Consider the following 23324-nt stretch of genomic DNA (forward strand, 5'->3'; position numbering starts at 1 on the left):
ATTTGGTTCATGTTATTGCAACCGAACGGACTAGTTGGTCTACGTATGCAGAGATTCAGTTTGACGATGAGACAACATACTGGATAGATACGGGTGCGTTGAAGCGAGTTGATCTTTACCCAACATTATCTCAACAAGACGTCAATTATGACGCGGTTATTGACCAAACCAATCGTGTGGATGGGGTTTACGAAAGTGGCCCTTACGGCAGCAGCGGTGTGACCCTTAATGCAAATACTAACGGGAAGCGGTACGATGGCAAGGCAGTCCATGTATCGGTAGAAGCGCGAAATGCTTGGTCTACGTATGTTCAGGTTACAACTGCAGAAGGTACAAAGTTTTGGATTGATAAGGCCGCCATTAAGCCAATTACACTTTATCCGATTCTTAAGATCATTGATCAATCATACACGGCTACCATTGATCAATCAGGACGATCGGATGGCATATACAGCGATCCCTATGCATCAACCATAGGCTCATACGCCGTAAACAGTGACGCGCAAAAATATAATGGGCAAACTGTGCAAGTGTTGAAAAGGGCAACAACTGCTTGGTCCACATATGTTCTTGTCAAAACATCCTCAGGAGATCAGTTCTGGATTGATAAAATGGGCATTCGGTCGTCTTATTTCCCAACGCTTTCCCAGACTAATGTTAACTTTGATGGGTTAGTCGATCAAAATGGTCGTACTGACGGTGTCTATGTTGACGGGCCGTATAACTCCAATGCAGCGACATCTGTAGCTAACAGTGATGGACCCAAGTACAATGGCCAACCGGTTCACGTTTCTATCGAAGCAACTAGTCAGTGGTCCACTTACGTAAAAGTAACATTAACAGATGGCAGCAGCTTTTGGATTGACAAGGGGGCCATTAAGCCATTGCCAACGGACACGGTCATTGAAAGTCACTCGGTTAATTACCGTGCCGTGATTGACCAATCTACGAGAACAGATGGAATTTATTTAAATGGACCATACCGGACCTCGTATCAAACTTATACAGCCAACCTAGATGGCAAAAAGTATGATGGACAACAAGGCGTCGTTAAGCAAGAAGTGACGACGACCTGGTCGACTTATGTTCAGATTCAATTAGACAGTGGTGCGGTTATCTGGTTAGATAAAGCGGGTATTCGAAGTGTCTAATTGACATTAAAGTTGCTCAAATAGATACGAATGATGCAGAGTGTCTGTTTTAGGGCAATGTTGATATCGTGGTCGAAATGATCACGATATTTTCTTTGATCAGATTTTCTTACTTGAGTTTTTAAAAAGATTAAAGAAATGCTTAACTTTTCGGTACTGATGAGATCTGTTAATATGGAAAGGCATTGGTTGTTTTCAGCCGATGTTTGTATCGTACTTTGAATTCGCGTAAAATTGCAGCTATTGGAGAATTTTTATGAAAGTCATCAAAAACTTCTTTTGGAACGCAGGATATCAGATTTTCGTCCTCATCGTTCCGTTGGTAACAGTCCCCTATATAAATCGTGTTTTAGGCCCTACAGGGGTTGGTATTAATGCCTTTACTAATTCAATTGTTCAGTACTTTATTCTCTTTGGTAGCTTAGGCATTAACCTATATGGTAATCGCGGGACTGCTTACAGAAGGGACGATAAAGTTGCTTTAACAAGGTACTTTTGGGAAGTTTCGTTTCTTCGTTTTATTTCGGTGGGGATCGCGGTTGTTGCGTATCTGATATTTACATTCTCTGTGGATAAATATCGGATATTTTATCTTGCCCAGGGTTTTATGCTCGTCGGTGCAGCGTTTGATATTTCCTGGTTCTTCCAAGGACTAGAGAACTTCCGTGTTACGGTAATCCGAAATGTTTTGGTTCGTATTGCATCACTGATTTTGATTTTCTTATTGGTGCATAAAGCAAGCGATACAGCGCTGTATATTCTAATACTGTCGGGTTCACAGATGTTGGGGAATTTAACGTTTTGGCCGTCTTTACGGGCTACCCTGTCCTCTTTTCCTAAAATATCCACTTTGCATGTTTGGCACCATATAAAACCAGCGTTCTTACTACTTATTCCGCAGCTGGCAATCCAGATTTATGTACAGCTGAACAAAACGATGTTGGGTATCCTTCAAGGAGTTACCGCTTCTGGTTTTTACGAGAACTCTGACAAAATTATAAAAATGTTGCTAGCATTAGTGACAGCAACCGGGACGGTGCTTTTACCACATGTTGCCCATTATTTTGCTAGTGGTAACCATGAAGCCGTGAAGCGATCACTGGCATCTTCAATGCACGTTATTCTTGTACTGGCCTTTCCTCTAGCGTTTGGGATAGCTGCTGTATCGACATCCTTTACTTATTTCTTTTTCAGTGCCAAATTTATGCCTGTGGCACCATTGATGGCAGTTGAGGCCATTGTTGTGATTCCGATTTCGATTGCGAGTGCGATCGGGGTCCAATATTTGTTGCCGACCGATCAAGTTAAACCATATACGGTATCGGTCATCTTGGGCTCGCTCGTTAATATCGTTGTCAATGTACCTCTAATTCTGTGGTTAGGAACAATGGGAGCTGTGATTGGCACCATTCTTTCTGAATCAGTGGTCACGCTGTACCAGATTTATGCGATTAAAGATCAGCTTTCTCTTGCCGAACTGTTTAGCGAATCATGGAAATATTGCTTGAGTGCCTTTATCATGTTTGTTGCCGTAAAAGTGTTGGAAATGACTTGGCCGACGAGCATAGCCTTCTTGATGTTGGAAGTCGTGATTGGCATGATTGTGTACTTTGTCGTCTTGTTAATATTACGCCCGCGTATCCTTTTTGGGTATATAGCGCCTTATTTGGATCATTTGCGCCATCGGATATAGGATATGGGTTAATTAAAGGAGTAGAGGAAGCTAAATGCTGAAATTAGGTTTGATTCTGAATTATCGTAACTACCAACAGACAATTCTTTGTTGCCATAATCTAATTAAGGCTGGAGTTGATCAGGTTACCATCGTGGACAATGCCTCGCCTAACGACTCTGTGCAACAACTTCATGCCGCCTTTGACCCTTGTAGGCAGGTAAGTATCCTTACGACAAAGTCCAATTTGGGATACGCTCAGGGAAATAATGTTGGCTTGCGTGCAATTGAAAGCAAATTTGGGCTGGCTGCTGACCACGTCCTGCTTGTTGTTAATCCCGACAGTTTACTAGACTCGGAAAATGTCGAACAGGTAACTAACTTCTGTTTGAGTCATGAAGATGCTGGAACGGTGACGGTTCTCCAAAGAGAAAATCAGAAAACGGCATGGCATAACCTCACGAAGAAAAAGGCACTTTTGTACAATTCACGTATTTTTTCCAAACTTGCCTATCATTTTGGAAAAGAAGAAGCAACTCCGTACCATGTGACTCAGTCGGAGGCTAAAAGTATTAAAGTGGATGTCAATTCAGGTGCTTTTTTTGCCATTCGCCAAACGGTTTTCTCAAAAGTCGGTTATTTCGATTCCGCAACCTTCCTTTATTACGAAGAACAGGCGCTTACATTTAAGTTGCAAGCGCAAGGCTATCAAAATTATCTGTTGCTGACGTCAAGTTACGTACATAAAGGACAAGGATCAACACAATTAGCTTCAAGGGAAGTGTTGGGCTATTATCAACAGAGTAGACGGTATCTGCTAACGCAATACCTCCATGCGGGTAAGTTTGCGCTGCTTTTTTATGATTGGACGATTAAGTTTGAAGACTTGCTGACTGGTGATCATTTTTCCGGAAAGCATTGAGGATTTTCAGTAAATCCTATACGAGTAGGATGGACAATAGTTGCCAGAAAATGACTTGATTAATTGCGAAAGAAGATCAACTGTTTAAAAACGGAGGAATTAAATCGTGATGATGATGCGAGAACAGCTTAAACCATTTAAAGGTAAACGAGTCCTCCTCCTAGCTCCCAATTTTTTTCACTACATTGGTGAGATTTTAGATGCTATGAAGGATGCAGGCATTCAATGTGATTTTCTTGATGAGCGGCCATTACCTGGTTTTACCGGCAAGGTGATTGCCCGTTATTTTCCAGTAATTAACGAACGTCAGGTACGCAAGAATGTTAATGAGCTACTAGCTAAAAATACCTATGATTATTTACTGGTCATTAAAGGAGAATCATTGAGCAGAAAACTTTTAGATGACTTTAAAAAGGGTAATCCGAATGCCAAAGCCGTTCTTTTTTTGTGGGACTCTGTGGCTAATTCCAAGCACGCAAAAGCATTTTTCCCAGACTTTGACAATGTGTATACATTTGATGCAAATGATGCGGCTCATTTTAAGATTAAGTTTTTACCGCTTTTTGTCGGATCTCAGTTTGATCCGCGATTAACCGTACACGATCAGCAGCGGGATATTGATCTTGCTTTCATTGGTACAGTCCATTCTACCCGAAGTGAGCTGCTGAATTTGGTTGAATCGCTGGCACGACAGGCCCATCTCTCGTTTTACGATTTTCGTTATGTTCAGAGCAAATTAATTTATGTGATACGGTACGTCCAAGATCGGGCTTTTAGAAAGTCACCGAAAGGAACGGTTCATTTTGAAAAAGTTTCTGCGAGTGATATGTTGAAGACGTTACGTCGTACTCGAGTGATCGTAGATGTAACACATCCTAAACAAACAGGGCTGACAGGCCGTGTCATCGAAGGGTTGTCAATGGGACGTAAGGTTCTCACAACAAATAGTAAGGTTTTGGACTACGAGTTTATTAACAAAGCAAATGTGCAAATCTTTGATGAAAGCTTAAAAACTATCGACAAAGACTTTATTGAGGCACCTTATGTGGGGAATCCATTGACGGTTTATCAAAATTTTTCCGTTTATAAATGGCTTGAGACGATATTGTCGGGGACCCCGTATGCTCCGACCAGTGATTAGTGGCGGCATACTATGAAGTTCAAATTTAGATCCGGTTTGAGATTGACAATAAGGTATCTGTCACTCTAAGCTCAGATGAGCATGGTCATAATGCACCAATACAGAAAAGGAGATCTCAAATTTATGTACGAACCAACCAAAAAACGCCGTGTTGCCGAAGATGTTGCCAAGGTTTTTCCCGAAGAAGTGACGAACCAGATTTTTGATGTCATTACCGTGATGCAAAAGGCGAAGCAGCTTGTGACGGCACCGGTGGCGATTGCCTTTTCGGATGATTATACCGACGATGAAATGTATGCCATGATTATTCAAGGCAACTTGGCACCTGCACAGGAATTTCCGTTGACCTACAAGGGAGACAAGCCGTTTCTAGGTCATGGCTATATTCTCGTTGTGAAGGATAAGCCGAAAACAATTCGAATTGACTTTAGTGCCGCCAATCCGTTTAAAGCAGATAAAACCAAATAAAGCTGGCCTTTTGATCCAAACTTCGGTACAATAATAGATCGTAATCGTTACCGTTTGCAATTGGGAGGCAGCTATGAGCGAACCAATTTTATCTGTGAAGCATCTTAGTTTTGGATTTCGCGATCAACAGCTTTATCGCGACCTGAGTTTTCATTTGGATGTTGGCTCGATAACGAGCTTGGTTGGGCCAAATGGAGTGGGGAAGACCACGTTGATTCGCCTGCTGATGGCACAACTGAAGCCGCAAGCCGGCACGATTCAGTTTCGCAAGCAGCCACCGGTTCGACTGGGTTATGTGCCGCAGTTTCGCAATGTTGACGAAGAATTCCCGCTGTCAATTCGCAGCTTTATTCAGTTGCGGCAGCTGGATCATCTTTTCTTCTGGCACACGCCTAAGGAAAAAGCAGCGCTGAACCGGGTTATCAAAGCGACCCATTTAACACATATTGCTGACACGCGACTTGGAATGGCGAGTGGCGGTGAAAAGCAAAAGGCATACTTGGCTCAAGCGTTGCTGGATGATCCGAACTTTTTGATTCTTGACGAATCCACGGCTAGCCTGGATGTGAACACCAAGCATGAGTTGATGGACCTTGTACAGGAATTGAATCAGACGCAGAAGCTGACGGTACTTTTTGTCACACATGACTTGAGCCTGGCAAAGCAGTATACGAAGCAGTATTTGCTGCTGACGGGCGATCGATACGAAATGAAGCCGACTGCCGAAATGGATCTGGCGTCAATGCCGGAAGAATTGCGCAACGATGCAGAAAATCGCGGGGTGATCGCATGAACTTATTTGCTTATGCTTTCATGCAAAATGCTTTTATGGCTAGCACGTTCATTGCTATTACCACAGGCATTGTCGGGGTTTTTGTGGTTGCCCGTAATATGTCTTTCTTGGCCCATACCTTGTCTGAAGTGGGATTTGCCGGAGCGGCGTTTGCGGTGTTTGCCGGTCTCAGACCCTTGGATGGCATGTTGTTGTTTACGGCGATTAGTAGCATTAGCGTTGGCCGGATGTCGGTTCAAGCCTCACGTCGGGAAGCATCGATCAGTGCGGTTTCAAGCTTGTTTATTGGTTTAGGGATTTTGTTTTTATCGCTTTCGAGTGCCAATGCCAGTTATGCGACCACGATTTTGTTCGGAAGTATTATCGGCATTTCGCGCAGTGACGTCTGGCAATTGGTTGTGTTGGCAGCTGGTGTGCTATTTACGCTGTATTTCGGATATCGCCGCTTAGCTTTTGATTCATTTGATTCGGTAGGTTCGACCGCGCAGGGGTTAAAAAGTAAATACATTTCCATTTACTTTTTGCTCATTCTCGCGGTCTCGGTTTCGATCGGCGCGCAGATTGTGGGTAGTTTGCTTGTGTTCATTTTGCTGACACTGCCGCCTAATGTTGCCAAGTATCTTGGCAGAACGTTACCGCAAATGATCGTGATATCCGTCATCACGGCCTTGATCGGCGTCTGGAGCGGCCTTTACCTTGGGTTCTTAACGAACTGGCCAGTGACCTTCTTCATTGCTGCCATTGAATTTATCTTTTATTTTTTGGCGCTATGGTATCACCACCAGACAAACTGATTGAATCATGTTAAAAAAATGGCTTCAGAGAGCAGATGCATGCCTCTCTAAAGTCATTTTTTATGTCATTCTCAATCTCATTAGTGTCGCTCGTGCCTTTGGCGCAAAAAGTCAGCGACTTCTTCCCGATAATTGTGGGTTTGCTCGAACTGGGCAAGGTAGTCGGCGTCGTGGGTGCTGGTAGCACCGGTGTGTCGCAACTTTGTGTAAACTTCCAGGTAGGGGAGCTTGGCTTCTCGAGCCGCGGCTAATTCGCCAGCGACGTCATAAGGCACCTGCCGTAAGTTCAAATCGGTGATCGCACCGTTGTCGAGTTCCAACAATGCGTAGTCGGCATAGGTGGTCGTCTGTAGCTTAGCGCGCGGCGAGTAGGCTTGACCAATGGCGCCAGGATTGAGGATGACCTGGCCGCTGCTTGTGTAGCGCAGCAATTGCTGGTGGGTATGGCCGTAAATGGCGATATCGATGTCCTGATTGGGTGCGATCAGGTCAAAATTCGTCTGTGGCTGATCGGGGTACAAACGATGGCCGTGATTACAGTTTGGCAGATTGTGAGCTAGGCTGATGACTAAGCCGTCTTGTTCAAGAACATCATGTAGCGGCCAATGGCGAATTGTCTTTAGCATATCGCTCGTCAGTTGCGGCCATAGGTAAGCCACTAAGCGCGTGAAATAAACATCAGTTGGTTGCGCTAAGTCGACCGGACCATCTAAAACCCAGAATAAATCGTCATCCCAATTTCCTTTGACAAGATGGGTGAGCGACAAGGCATGCAGGCCGTGCCAGAGGTTGGTTGCTGCCGGACCTGGCAGAAATAAATCACCAAGAAACCAATATTCATCTGCATGATGTGCTTGAGCGTCTTTAATGACCGCTGAAAAGGCTGTCATATTGCCGTGAATATCTGATAAAATGGCAATTTTGGTCATGCTTCACCCCACTGATCGTTCATTGTAACTAAGCCTTGCGTTCCTAAATCACCCTTGCCTGCTGCCACCATTTTGGCATATAGATCTTCGGCCAATTCAGTTGCCGGCAGCTGCAAATGCATTTTCTTCGCTTCATCTAACGCAATTCTGAGATCCTTGAGAAAATGCTTGGCAAAAAAGCCTGGGGTGTAGTCGGCTTGCAACATGCGGGGACCATAATTGCTGAGACTCCAGTTTGCGCCAGCCCCACTGCCAACAACTTTTAGAATCTCATTGAGATCCAGTCCGGCAGCTTTCCCATAAACGAGCATCTCGGTTAATCCGGTCATTGTTCCGGCAATCATAATCTGGTTAGCCATTTTGGCATGCTGACCGGAACCGGCCGGGCCAAAATAATTGACGGATGATGCGATTGGCGCAAACAACTCCTTTAATTTTGCCAACAAGTCTTTTTGGCCACCGATCATGATGGTGAGCGTGCCTTTTTTAGCACCAATATCCCCGCCGGAAACAGGCGCGTCGATGGCAATAACACCTTTTTCTTTGGCTTTTTCGGCAATTTGTTTGGCCAGTGTCGGGGTGCTGGTGGTCATATCAATCACCAAGTCACCAGGCTGGGTACCGGCAAGAATACCATCGCAGCCAAAATAGACTCCCTCGACATCTTGTGGAAAGCCGACCATAGACATGACGACATGACATTGCGCGGCAACGGCATGAGGCGATTCTACCCAGACCGCGCCGGCATCCAAGACCGCTTGTGCATGGGCCTTGGTGCGATTGTAAACGATGACTTCCTGACCGGCTTTAAGAAAGTTCTTGATGATGCCAGTACCCATCACACCAGTGCCAATAAATCCAAGTTTCAAAGGACTCATCCTTTCTGCAAAAGTTCTTCCAATTCCGTTAAACGCTTCTCAAACATCGAAAATGCGGCTTCCAGATAGTCCGGTTTGGTCATATCAACGCCAGCGGTTTTCATGGTATCAATGGCATATTGCGAACTACCTGACTTTAAATAATCCAAGTAGCGGGATGCGGCGTTAGGCTCGCCACTGCTAATACCAGCTGCGAGCGTCGATGCTGCAGCAAATCCGGTTGCATACTGATAGACATAATAATTGTAATAGAAATGCGGGATTCGTGCCCATTCGAAGGCAATTTCGGGATCGCGAGCAACATCCGGTCCATAATACCGGGCATTGAGATCGGCGTAGTATGTTGCCATACTAGTTGCTGTGAGCGGTTCGCCTTGTTGATCCTGCTGATGAATCCAGTGCTCAAATTCGGCAAATTGTGCTTGGCGGAACACGGTGCCTTTAAAACCATCGAGATAGTAGTTCAGGATGTAGGCGCGTACCTTGGGATCATCTGTGTGGGCCAGGAAGTAATCGGTAAGCAGATTTTCGTTGGTAGTCGATGCAATCTCGGCAACAAAAATCGGGTAATCACCGTATACATAAGGCTGATTGTGGCGGGTGTACCAGCTGTGGACGCTGTGGCCGGTTTCGTGTATCAAGGTATAAAGTTCGTCCACCGCGTCATGCCAGTTCAGCAAAATAAACGGATTCGTATCGTAAGACCCACCCGAATAAGCACCTGAGCGTTTGCCCTTGTTTTCAACAACATCAATGTAGCGGTTGTCAAAGATTTCCCGGACATGGCTGAGATAATCATCACCAAGCGGCGCCAAAGCCTTTAATGCTTCGACTTTAGCCTGGTCGAGCGTGAACGTCAATGGTGGCTTACCTGTCAACGGGGTGTAAATGTCGTACATGTGCAGTTGATCGACGCCCAGGATTTTTTTCCGCAATGCAACATAGCGATGCAGAAGCGGCAGATGGGTGTTGACCTGGTCAATGAGGGTCGTATAAACACTTTCCGGAATGTGGTTGCTTGCCATTGCCGCCGCGCGGGCCGTGGCGTAATGATGGACTTTGGCATTGAAGTTGTGCGCCTTGACCTGGCCGCTCAGTGTTTGGGCAAACGTGTTCTTCATGCTTTCGTAAGCGCGCAGTAACGTTTCAAATGCTTCTTTGCGTAATTTTCGCTGGGTTGAGCGAATCAACTGGCCATACAAGCCATTACTGAGTTGTACCGTTTCGCCGTCTTCATTTTCGACAAAACCGAATTGCAGGTCGGAGTTGTCTAGGACGTTAAAAGTGGCATGACTGGCGTTCAGCGCATCGCCGGCACTAGCAATCAGAGCCTCTGCTGCGGTTGTCAGCACATGTTGGCGATTGACGGTGATCGCATCAATAAAATGCCCAAACGGCTTGAGGCTTTCGGTGTCGCGCCATGCTGTCAGCTTGTCGGCCGGAATTGCCAAAATTTCTGGATCCAAAAAGGCTAACTGACTAGCAAGCTCGGCGCCGAGGCTTTCGGCCTTGGCATTCATTGCCTGATAAGTGGCATTGCCAGTATCTTGATCGCTTTTCAGGCTTGAATAAACATAGACTTTTTCAAATCGCCGGAAGACTGATAAAACCGCCTTAATACCGTTGATGAGCGCATCTGCTGAATTGCCTAACGTTCCCTTGAGCATGGCCGCCTCTTTGGCCTGTTCACGCACAGCTTCAAAGTCGGCTACCCAGGCTGCATCATTTGGATAAATGGTGGTTAGATCCCACGTCAGCTTGGTTGGAACATCTTCACGTACCGGTAAATGTTGCATCTGATCAGCTCCAATTTCTAATATTTCTTTAATGTTACCATATCACGCTGATTTTTGAGTTAAATCCCTTTTTTCTTCATAAATATCTGATACACTACCGTAGAAACTAAAACTGGAGTGAAGAAGTAATGTCTAAGCAACAAGATTCAAATCTGCGAACGACACATAATAAGCCCAAGCGTCGCCATCCAATTCTTCGGGCCGTGGTCGTCATCGCGCTCGTGGCGTTATTCCTTGTGGGTGGCTATGCGGCCAGATTTTACTCTCAAGCGAAGAAAGCCGTGGCGAAGACTTACGAACCCGTCAGCACTAAGGCTGTTGACTCTGACCTCGATGGGGAAAAACCCATCAGCATTCTTCTGATGGGGACCGATACTGGCGCTTTTGGCCGCAAAGACACCGGCCGATCCGATAGCATGATGCTTGTGACCATTAATCCTAAAGAAAAGAAAACAACGATAGTCAGCATTCCGCGTGACACCTTGGCAGAAATGGTTGGGACCGGCAACGACTCTTCAACCTATGCAAAGATCAATGCAGCATACTCTTATGGCAAATCAAGCGCTGCTATCAAAACCGTTGAAAAGTTGTTGAATGTTCCAATTCACTATTATGTAACGGTTAATATGGCAGGCCTGCAAAAGATTGTCGACGCTGTTGGTGGTGTGGACGTCAATGTGCCATTTACTTGGACAGACGCCAATACTGGTGGTCAGACGTTCAAGAAAGGCAAAGCGCATCTCAATGGCGAACTTGCGCTTGCATACGCTCGGATGCGTGACGAAGATCCGGAAGGTGACTATGGTCGGCAGAAGCGGCAACAGGAAGTCATCAATCAGATTGTCAAGCATCTGTTGTCAGTTAAGTCGTTGGTGAATTATCAAAAAGTCATGGATTCCTTATCTTCCAGCATGCGGACGAACCTGACTTTTGATGATATGATGGCAATTGCCCAAAATTATCGTTCTTCAGCTGCCACCATTGAGCGTAAGCAACTTCGCGGTATTGGCGTTTACATTGATAATGCGGCCTATCAGGTCATGAAGACTGATACCCTACAACAGACATCAGACGAACTGCGCGAGCAACTTGGACTCAAAAGCGAAAAGCTCAGCAACTTCAATACCCGGCAAAATGAAATTAACAATGCAGCCGGTTTTGACTGGACCGCCAACAATCCGGTTTATACGGTTTCACTTGACGGTGCAACTACTGGTCCGTGATGTTCTGAGATCTTTGGCGCCTCAAAACAGGGCGTAACCGACAAAAAAAGACGAAAGAATTTACGATAGCGCGAATTCTTTCGTCTTTTTTGTCTCGAGGCGTGCAAACCAGTGCGGTAAGCGTCGATCCTTTGCCACGCTTTGAATTTACATGCAGCAAGGCTAGTCGGGATCAGGCAGATCAGGCGCTAATTTTGCCCCGCTAAACTTGGCAGCAATGAAACCGCAGATGAACCCAATGAGGAGGAACGGTACAAAATCCATACCGATGCTGAACAAGGGGATGAAAGTCGAAGCGAAATGTTGGATGGCGGCGAAGAATGGGAGTTGAGCCAAACCAGCAGGCAACGCGTGAATGGCATCGAGCAAAGCAGGGATCATGGTAAAGGCAATGGTTGTCTTATAAATTCGGGTGTTCTTACCAATCCACGGATGAAGCAGTCCCAACATAATCAGGGCAATGGCCAATGGATAAAGCAGCATCAAGATTGGCGTGGAGTAAGCGATAATCTGATCCAGCCCGAAATTGGCGATGAAAAACGCCCCGATTGTCGTGATCGATAAGAAGAAATGGTAACCCAGCTTCGGAAAGCGATGACCAAGATCCTGGGAGAAGGAAGTAACCAAGCCGATCGCGGTTGTCAGGCAGGCCAGTAGTGTCATGGCACCAAGCAAGGCGGTTCCGATGAGGCCTGTATAATGGGTCATGATTTGATTAAAAGCGGTGCCGCCATTTGCGGTTAATTTAACAAAACCCAAGCTGATAGCGCCTAACATAATGAGTAGCAGATAGATGATCGCCTCAAGCCCCATCGCCAAAGAACCAACTTTCGCAACCGCTTTGGCCCGACTGGAAGCCCGATGCAGTCCCATCAGCTTGAGCGCAGTAATAATTGTGACACCAAAACCTAAGCCGGCTAGTGCATCCATCGTGTTGTAACCCTGCAAAAAACCGCTAACGAGATTGTCGCTGATTAAGCTTGCGTTTCCGGTAAAGCTGATTGTCCGAATATCACCTTTGATGAGTAGCGCCCAGAAGAAAATGAAGGCTAATAAGATCAAGAAAAGCGGATTTAGCAGTTTGCCGATATAAGTGGTAATTTTGCTTTCATTCCGGGCAAGAAGGAAAGTTGTTAGAAAGAAAATAAACGAAAAGATCAGTAAGCCGATTTGTTGCTGGCCTTTTCCTAAAAATGGTGAAATTCCAATCGCATAGGTAACCGTAGCCGTGCGCGGCGAGGCGATAAGCAAGCCAAGGCTGGCGTGGGTTGCAAGTAGAAAGAACAAGGCGAATCCATGGCCTGCCGGGCGAGCTAGATCGTACATACTACTCGCACGGGTGAGACTGATGGCCATGATAGACAGTAGCGGCAGTAGCACGGCAGATAGCAAGAAGCCGATCGCCGCTGGCAACCAGGCGCTTCCAGCTAGCTGTCCCATGTGAATCGGGAAAATCAAATTTCCGGCCCCAAAGAACATTCCGAACAACAGGGAGCCAAGGGTGAGGTATTGGCGTTTGGTAAGTTTGGGTTGTGTTGACATTGAGAATCCCTCCATTTTTATAAACGATTGCAATCGCGACATGGACTGCAAAGAGCTTATTGAGGCGGGCGGGTCGTGCGTTGTCCGTAACGCGTTCCCCGGCGCAGAAGTCTGCGTGTAAGGACCTTGGTCGCAATGGCCAAGACCGGGCCCATCAAGTCTGAGGCCACTTACACTCCGACTTCTAAGCGCTACTGCTCACGCTCACATTAACGCGTTCGCAGTCGCAGAAATCTCCGTGTAAGGACCTTGGTCACAATGGCCTTAGCCCGGGCCATTGCGCCCAAGGCCACTTACACTCCGATTTCTAAGCGCTACTGCTCACGCTCCGCTATAACGCGTTCGCCGGCGCAGGAGCCTGCGTATAAGGACCTTGGTCGCAATGGCAAGGACCGCCATCACGCCCAAGGCCACTTATACTCCGGCTCCTAACCACGCCGGCTCACGCTCACATCAAAAAAAGCCCTTAACAGTCGGAACTGTTAAGGGCGCGGATCACGCTGTACCACCTTACTTTACCGCCAACGTCACCGTGAGCGGCCTCGCCGCGTACGGCCGGTTTCCGGCGATACGCGATTGCTGTAATGGGCGCAATCCCAGCCACTACTCCCGAAGTCGCAATGGCAACTCGTAGACTACTTTCCACCAAGCAATCAGAGGTCTCTTCCCACCAACCGAGACTCGCTGACACTGACAACCTGGGTACTCTTCTACTCATCGTTTTTGAACATTTGTTGAATTGAGACTTATTTTACAAAGAAATCGGTGAATGTCAAGAATTTTAATTTAAATACTGGCAGAAGTGCACATTTGAAAATGGTGGGCAAAAAAAACCTCCTCACAGCTTGCGAGAAGGTTTACCGAACTGATGAATTAGCCAACAATTTCAACGGTTGCTGACATCACACCTGCTGAAGGAATCTGGGAGTTAGGCATCGCGACATCCAGTTGGTTAGGGTTGCCTGCTGCAAAACTACCGGTGTCATTAACGGTCCGATACCAAACCGTACCGTCAGACAAGGTGATCTTCAGACGTGTACCTTTAGGGAAAACCGAGAGATTGGCAGCAACGCCATCGTATCCCATGTTTGAGCCGAGGACTGCGGGGTCGTAGAAGCTCAACTTGAAGGTTCCCTTATTGGTTGTTGTCTGGGTGGGTTGCACAGCGCTCGTTGATGACGCACTTGCCGCAGCGGCGTTGGCTGCGTTTTGCGCTGCCTGGGCCTGCGCTTGTTGTTCTTGTGCAGCTTTTTCAGCAGCGGCCTTTTCTGCAGCTGCTTTTTCTGCAGCCGCTTTTTCAGCAGCGGCCTGTTCCTCGGCAGCCTTCGCAGCAGCCGCTTTTTGATCAGCAATCTGATGTGCTGCTTCGGCAATATCATTGGTACCGACTGTGATGGTATTTTTATTCTTAGGGTTGATCAGCGAATAAGCATTTGCCTGTTCAACCTTTGCATGGTTGCTTAACACAATTGACTTTGCACTGACTTGACTACTGTCACTATCAGATGTGGCATGATCGGCAATCGCTTCAACTTTTTGCGAATGATTACTTGCCATTCCCAACAGAGGCGCCACACTGAGTAACGTAATGATCGATAATTTAATTTGCTTAGTAAAGATAAAAATTCACTCCTATATTTTGAATAGCCGTCGTTTTGTTCCCCCGAGAACACAAACGAAGTATATAGGTGTGGTGTGTCAATAAAATACCAGTATCATTACAAAAATAGCTAAATTGGTAATATTGTTACGCTGACGTAACAAACGGAATGCTAAATTTTTTCGTAACAATCACTGAACATTTTTCGAAAAAGTGGGTTGAGACCTTGAAGATGCTACGATTTGCAGCCATTTTCTACCACAATTTGTGAATTTTTCCAAAATTTATGGGCACCTAAATTTTTGGCAATCAAACAATGATATGCTATTTTACGATTCAAAAAGCGGCAAACGGGGCCGATTGCAGTCGTTGGTCAAGACCAAAAGGGGCCAAAATCGATTCGGAAATCCGAATTTTGGACAATAAATGTTCTTCCTCTAAGGACAATTAACGCGATTTTCAAGAATCAGGTATAATGAGGCGAGACAGTTAGGGAGGTTTGTTCAGTGGCAATGTATCGGGAAAAGCGATTTGAGGAGATCAAAAGACTGCTGGCAGTCCGCAATGAACTCAGTATTGACGATATTATGAAAGCAGTTGGCGTATCTCGTGACACAGCTCGCCGGGACATTGTGGCCCTGGATGCCCAAGGAATTGCCCGCAGAACCCGTGGTGGCTTGGTATCTTTAAATTTTGGCCACAGTATTCCTAGCTACTCGGCCCGCCTAAAACGGTTTTCGACCCAGAAGACGAAAATGGCTAAAGCAGCATTATCACTGATTAAACCGGGCGGCGTTTATTTCATTGATGACTCGACCACGCTTTTGAAATTGTCACAGTCCATCCGTCATCCGGTCACGGTTTATACGCATAGCCTCGATAACGCCATTGCCCTCTCAGTGGAAGAACAAGTCAACCTGCATCTTTTTGGTGGCAAGCTTGACCATCACGCGCGGTTTTTCTTTGAGCCGACCATGTTGGAAACTTTGCGACGGATTGCTTTTGATGCCGCATTTATCGGCGCAACAGCGATTGCCGAAGATGGCGTGTACTTTTCTTATATGGAAGATGCGCAGGTTAAGCAAGCAGCGGCATTGTCAGCGCGTCAGGTGGTCGTGGTGTCTGAAACCGAGAAGTTCCAGATTGAAGCGCCTTACCGCGGGTTGGAATTAGGACAGATCAGCACGCTGATTACGGACAAAAAATTATCAGCGTCGCAAAAACGCTGGTTTGCCCCACAAATAAATTTCATTGTTGGCAGCTGAGCAACACTTAGTAAAAAGGATTGATACGTATTCAACTTAAGCAAACAGCCTATCAGCAACGGATTCACAAGGAGGTGGCGTCATGACAACGCCGCTTGTGACGATTATTGTACCGGTTTATAACCTTGAGGCCTATGTGGCACATGGCTTACAAAGTCTCTTGGCACAAACTTATTCCCATTTACAGATCATTGTGATTGATGATGCTTCCAACGATCGGTCACCGCAGATCGTGAGCCATTTCGCCCAGTTGGACAACCGCATTCAGGCCATCTTAAAATCAGTTAACCAAGGCGTCTCAGCAGCGCGTAATAGCGGATTGGCGCAGGCGCGTGGTGACTTGGTAGCATTCATGGATGGCGATGACTGGTATGAGCCGGACTTCATTGCCCACGCCGTTAAAGTGATGGATCAAGGATGGGATCTCATTGCGATGCCATTTTTCCGGGATGATCCCGATCCAAAACCAGTGCGAGCAGGGTTACGCAAAGCAAAACAATTGACGCGCGCGCGACTGATTCGGCAGATGTTGCATCCAGTGGGTTATATTCGCGGTTATTTATGGAACAAAGTTTTTCGCCGAGACGTTATTGAACGACTGCAATTGCGCTTCGATGAGCGAATGTCCATTATGGAAGACGAACTATTTACGGCAACTTACGTAATGGCAACGCACCACTTCCTGTATACGGGTCATCCGACTTATCACCATGTGGTCCGGCGCGATTCGGCTACCCAGTCCTTGGGTATCTTTGGTGCGATTCCGCAACAACTGTACGCTTTATGGCGCATTCATCGGGTTTTACGCCACGCACGCCGTCACGCCAAAGCAACTAAGAAAGAAATCGTTAAAATCGATCATTGATCAGGAGGATCACGGACTTTGACAGAAAATTTAATGACTTTCCCACAATTGAAACAGGCAGCCAAGAAACAATTGAGAACGGGAACGAATCGGCGCGATCTTATGCTGGCATATTTGTTGCCAAGCTTGTTACAGGCCGCTGCGATGATTACCGTTTATTTGATGATTCAAGCAATGGTGCAAAGTTTCGGTGTCGAAAAAGTCATCAACGATCCAACCGGTTTTCAAGCCTACTACGCCCAAAGCAGCAATGACAGTGGCATGGTAAACACGATTCAAAGCCTTGTCGTGACGATGCTAGCTCAAGGCGTTAACTTTGCGGTGCTTGATCTCGTCCGGAATCATGAACGTGTCCGTCCCCTTCAAGCTGTCTTGGGTTTGTTCAACGGCAAATGGTTTTGGGGTTCCATTTCATTGTGGATTTTTATGTATTTTCTGACGCTCATCGGGCTTTCTTTTCTGATCTTTCCCGGAATCATGTTGGCGTTAGGATGGCGGCAGGCGTTTTGGGTTTTTAAGGATGGACGCGAAGCTGATCAACGTTTTTCGTCCATCACAGCATTGATCGGATCATGGCGACTTATGAACGGCTTTAAGTCAGATTTATTGGGCTTGTATCTCTCGATGATTGGCTGGTACTTGTTGGAAAATGCCACGTTCCATCTTTTTGACTGGGCTATCAATCCTTATCTGCAACTGGTTCACGCAAATTACTACGAAAACCGCCGCGCTTATAAAATGGCAGCTCTTCGTCGCAATGGCTCTGACGTGCACTTTTAGCATTAGCAAGGTATACTGACAGCGATTAAAGACAGATGTAGGAATTGTGTGATATTAAAAAAGAAGGTTGGCGCTTGTATTATGGAAACCGAAGCATATATGACCTTGGCAGAAGTCAAAAAGCGGCAGGCAAGTTTGAAAGAGAAAATGCCGCTTGACCAAGCAATTGCTGAAAATATTCAAAACTGGGCGCAGTGGCTGTTAGACGAAGGATTTGAAGGAAGCTACTTTACGGCTAAACTAACTGGCGCCGCAATCACGATTAGCGACCTCGATGGCAAGCAAGTCGCGACCATCACCACCGATGCGCCTAGTTATGTCGAAGCGTTCAAGCAGTCAGACAGGATGACGATGATGGCAATTCAAAGCAAGTTGCGCCGGCTGATTGACCGGCATGGCATCAAAACACAGTGAGTTGAATTAATCAGCCGAACAGTTGACCAAACTAAAAACACCGCAAAGCGCTGCGGTGTTTTTAGTTACTATCAAGTTGTGGGACGTTAGAAAATCTTCATCCGATTTAACGGCCAATACCGCCAAACAACAACAGATTGAATCTTGGACTTATCGACAAAGCCAAAATCGCGACTGTCGTGGGAAACTAGGCGATTGTCGCCCATCACGAAATATTTTCCTGCGGGGACTTTAGCTGATCTGGTTGATGAAAGTGTCTTGATATTGAAATCGTTGGTGAATTTAATACTGGACGGATCCAGTCCCTGTTGACTAGCCCATCTATTAATTTCATCGCGCTCAAACTTGTGATTCAGATAGGGCTCGGACATGACCTTGCCGTTGATGTAGAGTTTGTCGTTTTTGGAACTCACCGTATCGCCTGGCATCCCGATAACCCGTTTGATATAAAGCGCTTTTGGTCGATCAGGCGCATGGATCACGACAATATCGTTGCGTTTAGGTTTCTTGATCCGAACGGAATATAACCGTTCATTATTCTCCAATGTCGGTTGCATGGACGTCCCCTGCACCACATCTTTGCTTAAAACGTAACGCATTAGCAACTGGGACGCGAAGAAAACAACGACGAAAAGAAGCAGAAACTCAAGGATCGTTCTTAAAGCAGAATGATTGTTGTTTTTCAAAATGACACCTTCCGGTACAGATTAACCTTAGTCTACCACAAGCGTTATATCTACGACTAGAAAGTTCGTCTTTCAATCGTACTTCGGGAAAAAGCCACTTTTTTCTGCTTGCCGACACAGGTCAACAATTTGCGCGTACTCAGCTAGCATCAAGCACCAGTGATGCGGCAAACTCGTGTAACCATAGGCCAAGCCTGCTAAGCCACCAGTCAACGCAGCCGCGGTGTCGGTTGCGCCGCCTAGCATGAGCACATTTAAAACCGCATCATGATAATCCGGCCAAGTTTGGAGTGCGTGTAAGGTTCGGACCAGTAAACTTAATGGATCGGTGGCAGTGCCATCTGGCGTCTGAGTTTCAAGTTGCGTGTTAAAGGCGGCAAAAGTAGGCTGATAAGTTGGCTGGTCGGCAAAATATGCGCCAGTTTTGCTGATGCCGGTGGTGATTGCCGCGGGTAGGTCCGGCGCATCGGCAAGCAGTTCAATCACAATTTGGGTATAAATAGCAGAAGCAACCATATTTTCAGGATCCAGATTGGTGAGCGTGACAAAATTCCGAAATAGTCGGCTGCCTTCTGCTTTTTTGAACAGGTTGGTTTCAAATGTCTGGTACGCAAAAAAGGCAAATGGCAGTGTGCGAATCAAAGCTCCTGGTTCGTTAGGCGCCGCTGTGGCTTTTCCTGTTGTCAAAGTTGTTTCGACACTTGGCCAAATATCAGGATTTCTTTTGCCATAGGGCGCGTACTCACCGTTTTTGAACCAAGTTTGGTAGGCATTGACCAGGGCATCCTGGTCGAACCCATGCTGCAACGCATCCAGACCAGCAAGGGTAAGACTTGTTTCATCAGAATAAGTGCCGGCTGGCTGATTGAACGCGCCATAGCCCTTCATCCCAGTCACCGGGGAGGCGGCTAACTCATCCTGCGTTTGTCCCTTGACTGGCAGTCCCAAAGCATCACCGATAGCAAAGCCAACGGTGGCATGAATCAAACGAGATTCCATGATGCCCATTATTGTATCCTCCTTATATAAAAAAGCGCCCATCTGCATGTCGCCAGCTGACGCTATGCTTGCGAGCGAGATGCGTCATGGGCAGCACTGACTGATCATAGACATGAAGTTATTATTTCCCTAGAAAAGAAAAAATTGCAAAAGATTTGCTTCGTTGTAAAACAACAACGGCTGTGATAGCCTAGCAAACAGTAGCTATTTTCAGAAAGCTAGTCTACCAAATTGTTTGATTAAAGCATTGGTATACGGCTAGCAAGGCAGATAAGCATATCGCGACAAGCACAACTAAGCGTAGCCATGATGCTTGGATTTCAGGAAAAAGTTGATTCATTTGGCAAAATGACCTGCAATGAGAAAAAGGTGCTGTTGGCATTTTGGATGGATCAATGACTGTTCACATACTAAGGAGAACGCATGAGTGTTTTAACCGTAACCGGGTTGTCACAACGGTTTTTAGATAAAGTGTTATATCAAGATGCCAGCTTTCAGGTGAACATTGAGGACCATCTTGGGGTGATTGGCCAAAATGGGGTTGGCAAAAGCACGTTAATCAAGATTTTAACTGGGGCATTGACGCCTGATGCCGGTAAAATTGTCTGGCAAAAACACTTGCATGTCGGCTACTTGGATCAGTACGCTAACTTGGTGCCTGGCCAGACCGTGATCGAATTTTTGCGAACGGCCTTTGAGGAGCTTTATCGCAAAGAGGCCAAAATGAATCAAATATATGCAGACTATGCGGAGCACCCAGATGACGCGCTATTAGCAAAGGCTGGCGAGTTACAGCAGGAACTCGAAGCCGGTGATTTTTACGAACTCGAAACCACAATCCAGACGGTCGCGGAAGGCTTAGGCATCACGGCAATGGGGATGGATCATCCGGTCGATGCGCTTTCCGGCGGGCAGCGTTCGAAATTGATTTTAGCAAAGCTACTGCTTGAGAAGCCGGATATGCTCCTGCTGGACGAGCCGACCAACTATCTCGATGTTTCCCATATTGAATGGTTAACCGACTGGCTCCAGAACTTCGAGGGTGCTTTTATTGTTATTTCACACGATTTTGATTTCCTCGAAAATGTGACGAACGCCGTTTTGGATATTGAGTTCGGCCAGATCACGAAGTACACGGGGACTTTGAAGCAGGCTATGCGTCAAAAAGAAGCCGACCACGAAACTTATCTGAAGGCATTTGCGAAGCAGCAAGAAACTATCAAGAAAACTGAAGCTTTTATCCGTAAATTTAAGGCGGGTACGCGCGCCACGATGGCTAAAAGTCGAGAAAAACAATTGGCGCGCATGGACAAGCTGACACCACCGGGTACCCGCGCAAAGGCTCACTTAGCCTTTCCTTACCTGCCAGTGAATCGGCAGATTTTAGTCGACGTGAATAATTTGGTTGTTGGCTATAATCAACCGTTGTTGCAACCCATTAATTTTTCAGTTGCCAAAGATCAGATTATTGCGTTTGAAGGCTTTAATGGTGTGGGTAAATCGACGTTATTAAAAACAATTCTCGGCCTAATTCCGGCCATTAGCGGCAGTGTCGAAATTGCTGACAACGTGGTCTTTGGGTACTACGAACAGGAACTGCATTGGGATCAGCCTAAGCAAAGCCCAGTGCAATATTTGCAGCAGCGTTTCCCGGCGTTAACTCAAAAAGTCGTCCGCCAGGTGCTGTCGCGAACTGCCTTGACAAGTGAAGAGGCCAACAACCCATTGACCATGTTGTCCGGAGGTGAACAGGCCAAAGTCAAATTGGCAGAACTCATGTTACAGACCACCAATATTTTGATTATGGATGAACCGACCAACCATCTGGATGATGACACCAAGCACGCATTGCGCGCCGGATTGCAACAATATCCCGGCGCCGTCCTGCTCGTCTCGCATGAGGCAGGATTTTATGATCGTTCCTGGGTGGACACGGTTGTTAACGTGGAACAATTACAAGTTAAGGCTTGATTTGACATGTGATTGAACGCATCAGCTTCTGTCCGAAGCCAGTCAACTAAGCAAGCATACGTAAAAGAGGCACCATCGACAAAATGAGATTGTCGGTGGTGCCTCTCTTTGCGCGTTTAGTTCGCCTTGAAATTATTAAATTACTAATGATTCGAATGCCAGACAAGTTGCGTATAGGTATAAGTGAGATGGTTGGTGACTGGCATGTGGGTATTTTCGTTTCCGGTCAATGCTTCGGCAAGTCGGCTGGCTGTCTTCACGCCTAATGGCACAGCTAGCTCAGGCAAAAGATCGCTAATGGTTGTTTGCTCCTCAAGATGATAAGTCAGGGTATGCGATTTGAACGGAATCTGATGAGCGCGTAACCAGTGCCGATAGCTGGCGACACGACTAGGATCTGCCTGATAAGCGACCGGCACGGGTTGGCCTAAATAAGTTAGCAAGCGGTTCATTAAAGCGTCAGATTGTTCTGTTTGAAAATTTAACACAACGGTTTGCCTGGCCCAGGTGGTTAAAGTTCTTAGCTCATTGGCCTGCAGTGTGGGTAACTGGCTAACGAAAATGAGATCGGCAGCAGGCAGTGTTTCGAGCTGGTGCCAATCAGCGGTTATGAAGTCAACCGATGTAGCCACATTGGTTGTTAGCTGTTGTTTTGCATAAGCCAGCATAGCGGAAGACCAATCGATTAATGTCAGTTGTTGGACATGCGCAGCGAAGCGTGCGGCATAACGACCGGTTCCAGCGGCAAGGTCAACGAGTGATTTAGTCGGCAGCAGCCCTTCATTAGACAGCCACACTGAGACATCTCGAGCAATTGGCAAGCGTGACGCTTTCTCGGCGGCAGCATAGTCTTTGGCAAAGTGATTCCAAAAGGCGCGATCTTCTTTCATGAAAAGATGTTTCTCCCTCTAAAATTTTTTTGAAAAAGTAGTTGACTTAAACGGAGAACCTGCGTAGTATATTACGAGTTGTCAGTCATCAAAACAGTTTAAACCGCACAGCGATTTAAAAAAAGGTGTTGACAAAGGATTGCCAATTTGATAATCTAATTAAGTTGTCGCTTGGCAACAAAGTCGTCCTTTGAAAACTGAACAAAGTTTCGTTTAAATGTGCAGGGTCCTTGATACTCTGGTATCGAGGCAAAAAGTAACATTTGCGAAGTCAATTCGCTAGAACAACAAATCGAGCTATTCGAACAGCTCATATTTATATGAGAGTTTGATCCTGGCTCAGGATGAACGCTGGCGGCGTGCCTAATACATGCAAGTCGAACGAGTTTTGGTCGATGAACGGTGCTTGCACTGTGATTCAACTTAAAACGAGTGGCGGACGGGTGAGTAACACGTGGGTAACCTGCCCTTGAGTGGGGGATAACATTTGGAAACAGATGCTAATACCGCATAAATCCAAGAACCGCATGGTTCTTGGCTGAAAG

At 46.3% G+C, this 23324-nt stretch carries 21 protein-coding genes and 1 rRNA gene; 14 read left to right on the plus strand and 8 right to left on the minus strand.

What is annotated here, in order from left to right:
- From BVJ53_RS08010 to BVJ53_RS08040, 7 genes are all read left to right on the plus strand, one after another.
- Positions 1–1151 (plus strand): SH3-like domain-containing protein (locus BVJ53_RS08010; protein WP_191983439.1); only part of this gene is annotated, 1151 nt, incomplete at its 5' end.
- A gap of 256 nt (positions 1152–1407) precedes the next feature.
- On the plus strand, positions 1408–2844 hold the full coding sequence (locus BVJ53_RS08015; protein WP_129301961.1) for an oligosaccharide flippase family protein: 1437 nt from the start codon (positions 1408–1410) through the stop codon (positions 2842–2844).
- 34 nt (positions 2845–2878) lie between these two features.
- Positions 2879–3745 carry a glycosyltransferase gene (locus BVJ53_RS08020; protein WP_129301962.1) on the plus strand — a complete coding sequence of 289 codons (867 nt, stop codon included), beginning with the start codon at positions 2879–2881 and terminating at the stop codon, positions 3743–3745.
- 109 nt (positions 3746–3854) lie between these two features.
- Complete coding sequence (locus BVJ53_RS08025) at positions 3855–4886, plus strand: CgeB family protein (protein ID WP_129301979.1); 1032 nt, start codon at positions 3855–3857, stop codon at positions 4884–4886.
- 123 nt (positions 4887–5009) lie between these two features.
- Positions 5010–5354, plus strand: a complete 345-nt coding sequence (locus BVJ53_RS08030) for a hypothetical protein (RefSeq protein WP_129301963.1) — start codon at positions 5010–5012, stop codon at positions 5352–5354.
- A gap of 73 nt (positions 5355–5427) precedes the next feature.
- Complete coding sequence (locus BVJ53_RS08035) at positions 5428–6147, plus strand: metal ABC transporter ATP-binding protein (RefSeq protein ID WP_039639686.1); 720 nt, start codon at positions 5428–5430, stop codon at positions 6145–6147.
- A complete protein-coding gene (locus tag BVJ53_RS08040; RefSeq protein WP_129301964.1) occupies positions 6144–6941 on the plus strand; it encodes a metal ABC transporter permease in 798 nt (265 codons plus the stop codon). The genes BVJ53_RS08035 and BVJ53_RS08040 overlap by 4 nt, the downstream gene beginning before the upstream one ends.
- 80 nt (positions 6942–7021) lie before the next feature.
- Here BVJ53_RS08040 and BVJ53_RS08045 read toward each other — a convergent pair whose 3' ends face one another.
- From BVJ53_RS08045 to pepF, 3 genes are read right to left on the minus strand one after another with little or no spacing between them, the layout of a single operon-like run.
- Entirely contained in the window at positions 7022–7870 is an 849-nt protein-coding gene (locus BVJ53_RS08045) for a metallophosphoesterase family protein (protein ID WP_129301965.1), read from the minus strand.
- Entirely contained in the window at positions 7867–8748 is an 882-nt protein-coding gene (locus tag BVJ53_RS08050; protein WP_129301966.1) for an NAD(P)-dependent oxidoreductase, read from the minus strand. Before BVJ53_RS08050 ends, BVJ53_RS08045 begins: the two co-directional genes overlap by 4 nt.
- A complete protein-coding gene (pepF, locus tag BVJ53_RS08055; RefSeq protein ID WP_129301967.1) occupies positions 8745–10544 on the minus strand; it encodes an oligoendopeptidase F in 1800 nt (599 codons plus the stop codon). Before pepF ends, BVJ53_RS08050 begins: the two co-directional genes overlap by 4 nt.
- Before the next feature lie 128 nt (positions 10545–10672).
- Here pepF and BVJ53_RS08060 point away from each other — a divergent pair, with 128 nt between their 5' ends.
- On the plus strand, positions 10673–11767 hold the full coding sequence (locus BVJ53_RS08060) for an LCP family protein (protein ID WP_129301968.1): 1095 nt from the start codon (positions 10673–10675) through the stop codon (positions 11765–11767).
- 162 nt (positions 11768–11929) lie between these two features.
- Here the strand turns inward: BVJ53_RS08060 and brnQ are convergent, their stop codons facing one another.
- Both brnQ and BVJ53_RS08080 read right to left on the minus strand, forming a co-directional pair.
- Positions 11930–13309 (minus strand): branched-chain amino acid transport system II carrier protein, encoded by a 1380-nt coding sequence (brnQ, locus tag BVJ53_RS08065; protein ID WP_129301969.1) that lies wholly within the window; start codon positions 13307–13309, stop codon positions 11930–11932.
- An 873-nt stretch (positions 13310–14182) separates the two neighbouring features.
- Complete coding sequence (locus BVJ53_RS08080; protein ID WP_129301970.1) at positions 14183–14866, minus strand: hydrolase; 684 nt, start codon at positions 14864–14866, stop codon at positions 14183–14185.
- Between the two features lie 549 nt (positions 14867–15415).
- On the opposite strand from BVJ53_RS08080, the gene BVJ53_RS08085 reads away from it, so the two are divergent.
- The 4 genes from BVJ53_RS08085 to BVJ53_RS08100 all read left to right on the plus strand — a co-directional run bounded on the left by BVJ53_RS08085 (position 15416) and on the right by BVJ53_RS08100 (position 18233).
- Positions 15416–16174 (plus strand): DeoR/GlpR family DNA-binding transcription regulator, encoded by a 759-nt coding sequence (locus BVJ53_RS08085; protein WP_129301971.1) that lies wholly within the window; start codon positions 15416–15418, stop codon positions 16172–16174.
- An 82-nt stretch (positions 16175–16256) separates the two neighbouring features.
- Positions 16257–17039 carry a glycosyltransferase family 2 protein gene (locus BVJ53_RS08090; protein ID WP_129301972.1) on the plus strand — a complete coding sequence of 261 codons (783 nt, stop codon included), beginning with the start codon at positions 16257–16259 and terminating at the stop codon, positions 17037–17039.
- A gap of 18 nt (positions 17040–17057) precedes the next feature.
- Complete coding sequence (locus BVJ53_RS08095) at positions 17058–17819, plus strand: DUF975 family protein (protein ID WP_129301973.1); 762 nt, start codon at positions 17058–17060, stop codon at positions 17817–17819.
- An 81-nt stretch (positions 17820–17900) separates the two neighbouring features.
- Entirely contained in the window at positions 17901–18233 is a 333-nt protein-coding gene (locus BVJ53_RS08100; protein ID WP_129301974.1) for a hypothetical protein, read from the plus strand.
- A gap of 86 nt (positions 18234–18319) precedes the next feature.
- On the opposite strand, the gene lepB is transcribed toward BVJ53_RS08100, so the two are convergent.
- Together lepB and BVJ53_RS08110 are read right to left on the minus strand one after the other, a co-directional pair.
- The gene (gene lepB, locus BVJ53_RS08105) at positions 18320–18919 is read right to left on the minus strand and encodes a signal peptidase I (protein ID WP_129301975.1); all 600 of its coding nucleotides are present in this window, start codon (positions 18917–18919) and stop codon (positions 18320–18322) included.
- A 72-nt stretch (positions 18920–18991) separates the two neighbouring features.
- Complete coding sequence (locus BVJ53_RS08110) at positions 18992–19927, minus strand: ADP-ribosylglycohydrolase family protein (RefSeq protein WP_129301976.1); 936 nt, start codon at positions 19925–19927, stop codon at positions 18992–18994.
- A 414-nt stretch (positions 19928–20341) separates the two neighbouring features.
- Between BVJ53_RS08110 and BVJ53_RS08115 the strand changes: the two genes are divergently transcribed.
- On the plus strand, positions 20342–21889 hold the full coding sequence (locus BVJ53_RS08115; protein ID WP_129301977.1) for an ABC-F family ATP-binding cassette domain-containing protein: 1548 nt from the start codon (positions 20342–20344) through the stop codon (positions 21887–21889).
- A gap of 143 nt (positions 21890–22032) precedes the next feature.
- On the opposite strand, the gene BVJ53_RS08120 is transcribed toward BVJ53_RS08115, so the two are convergent.
- A complete protein-coding gene (locus BVJ53_RS08120; RefSeq protein ID WP_129301978.1) occupies positions 22033–22779 on the minus strand; it encodes a class I SAM-dependent methyltransferase in 747 nt (248 codons plus the stop codon).
- A 316-nt stretch (positions 22780–23095) separates the two neighbouring features.
- Between BVJ53_RS08120 and BVJ53_RS08125 the strand changes: the two genes are divergently transcribed.
- A 16S ribosomal RNA gene (locus tag BVJ53_RS08125) occupies positions 23096–23324 on the plus strand; the annotation flags it as partial.

Source organism: Lacticaseibacillus chiayiensis (assembly GCF_004123795.1).
Classification (GTDB): domain Bacteria; phylum Bacillota; class Bacilli; order Lactobacillales; family Lactobacillaceae; genus Lacticaseibacillus; species Lacticaseibacillus chiayiensis.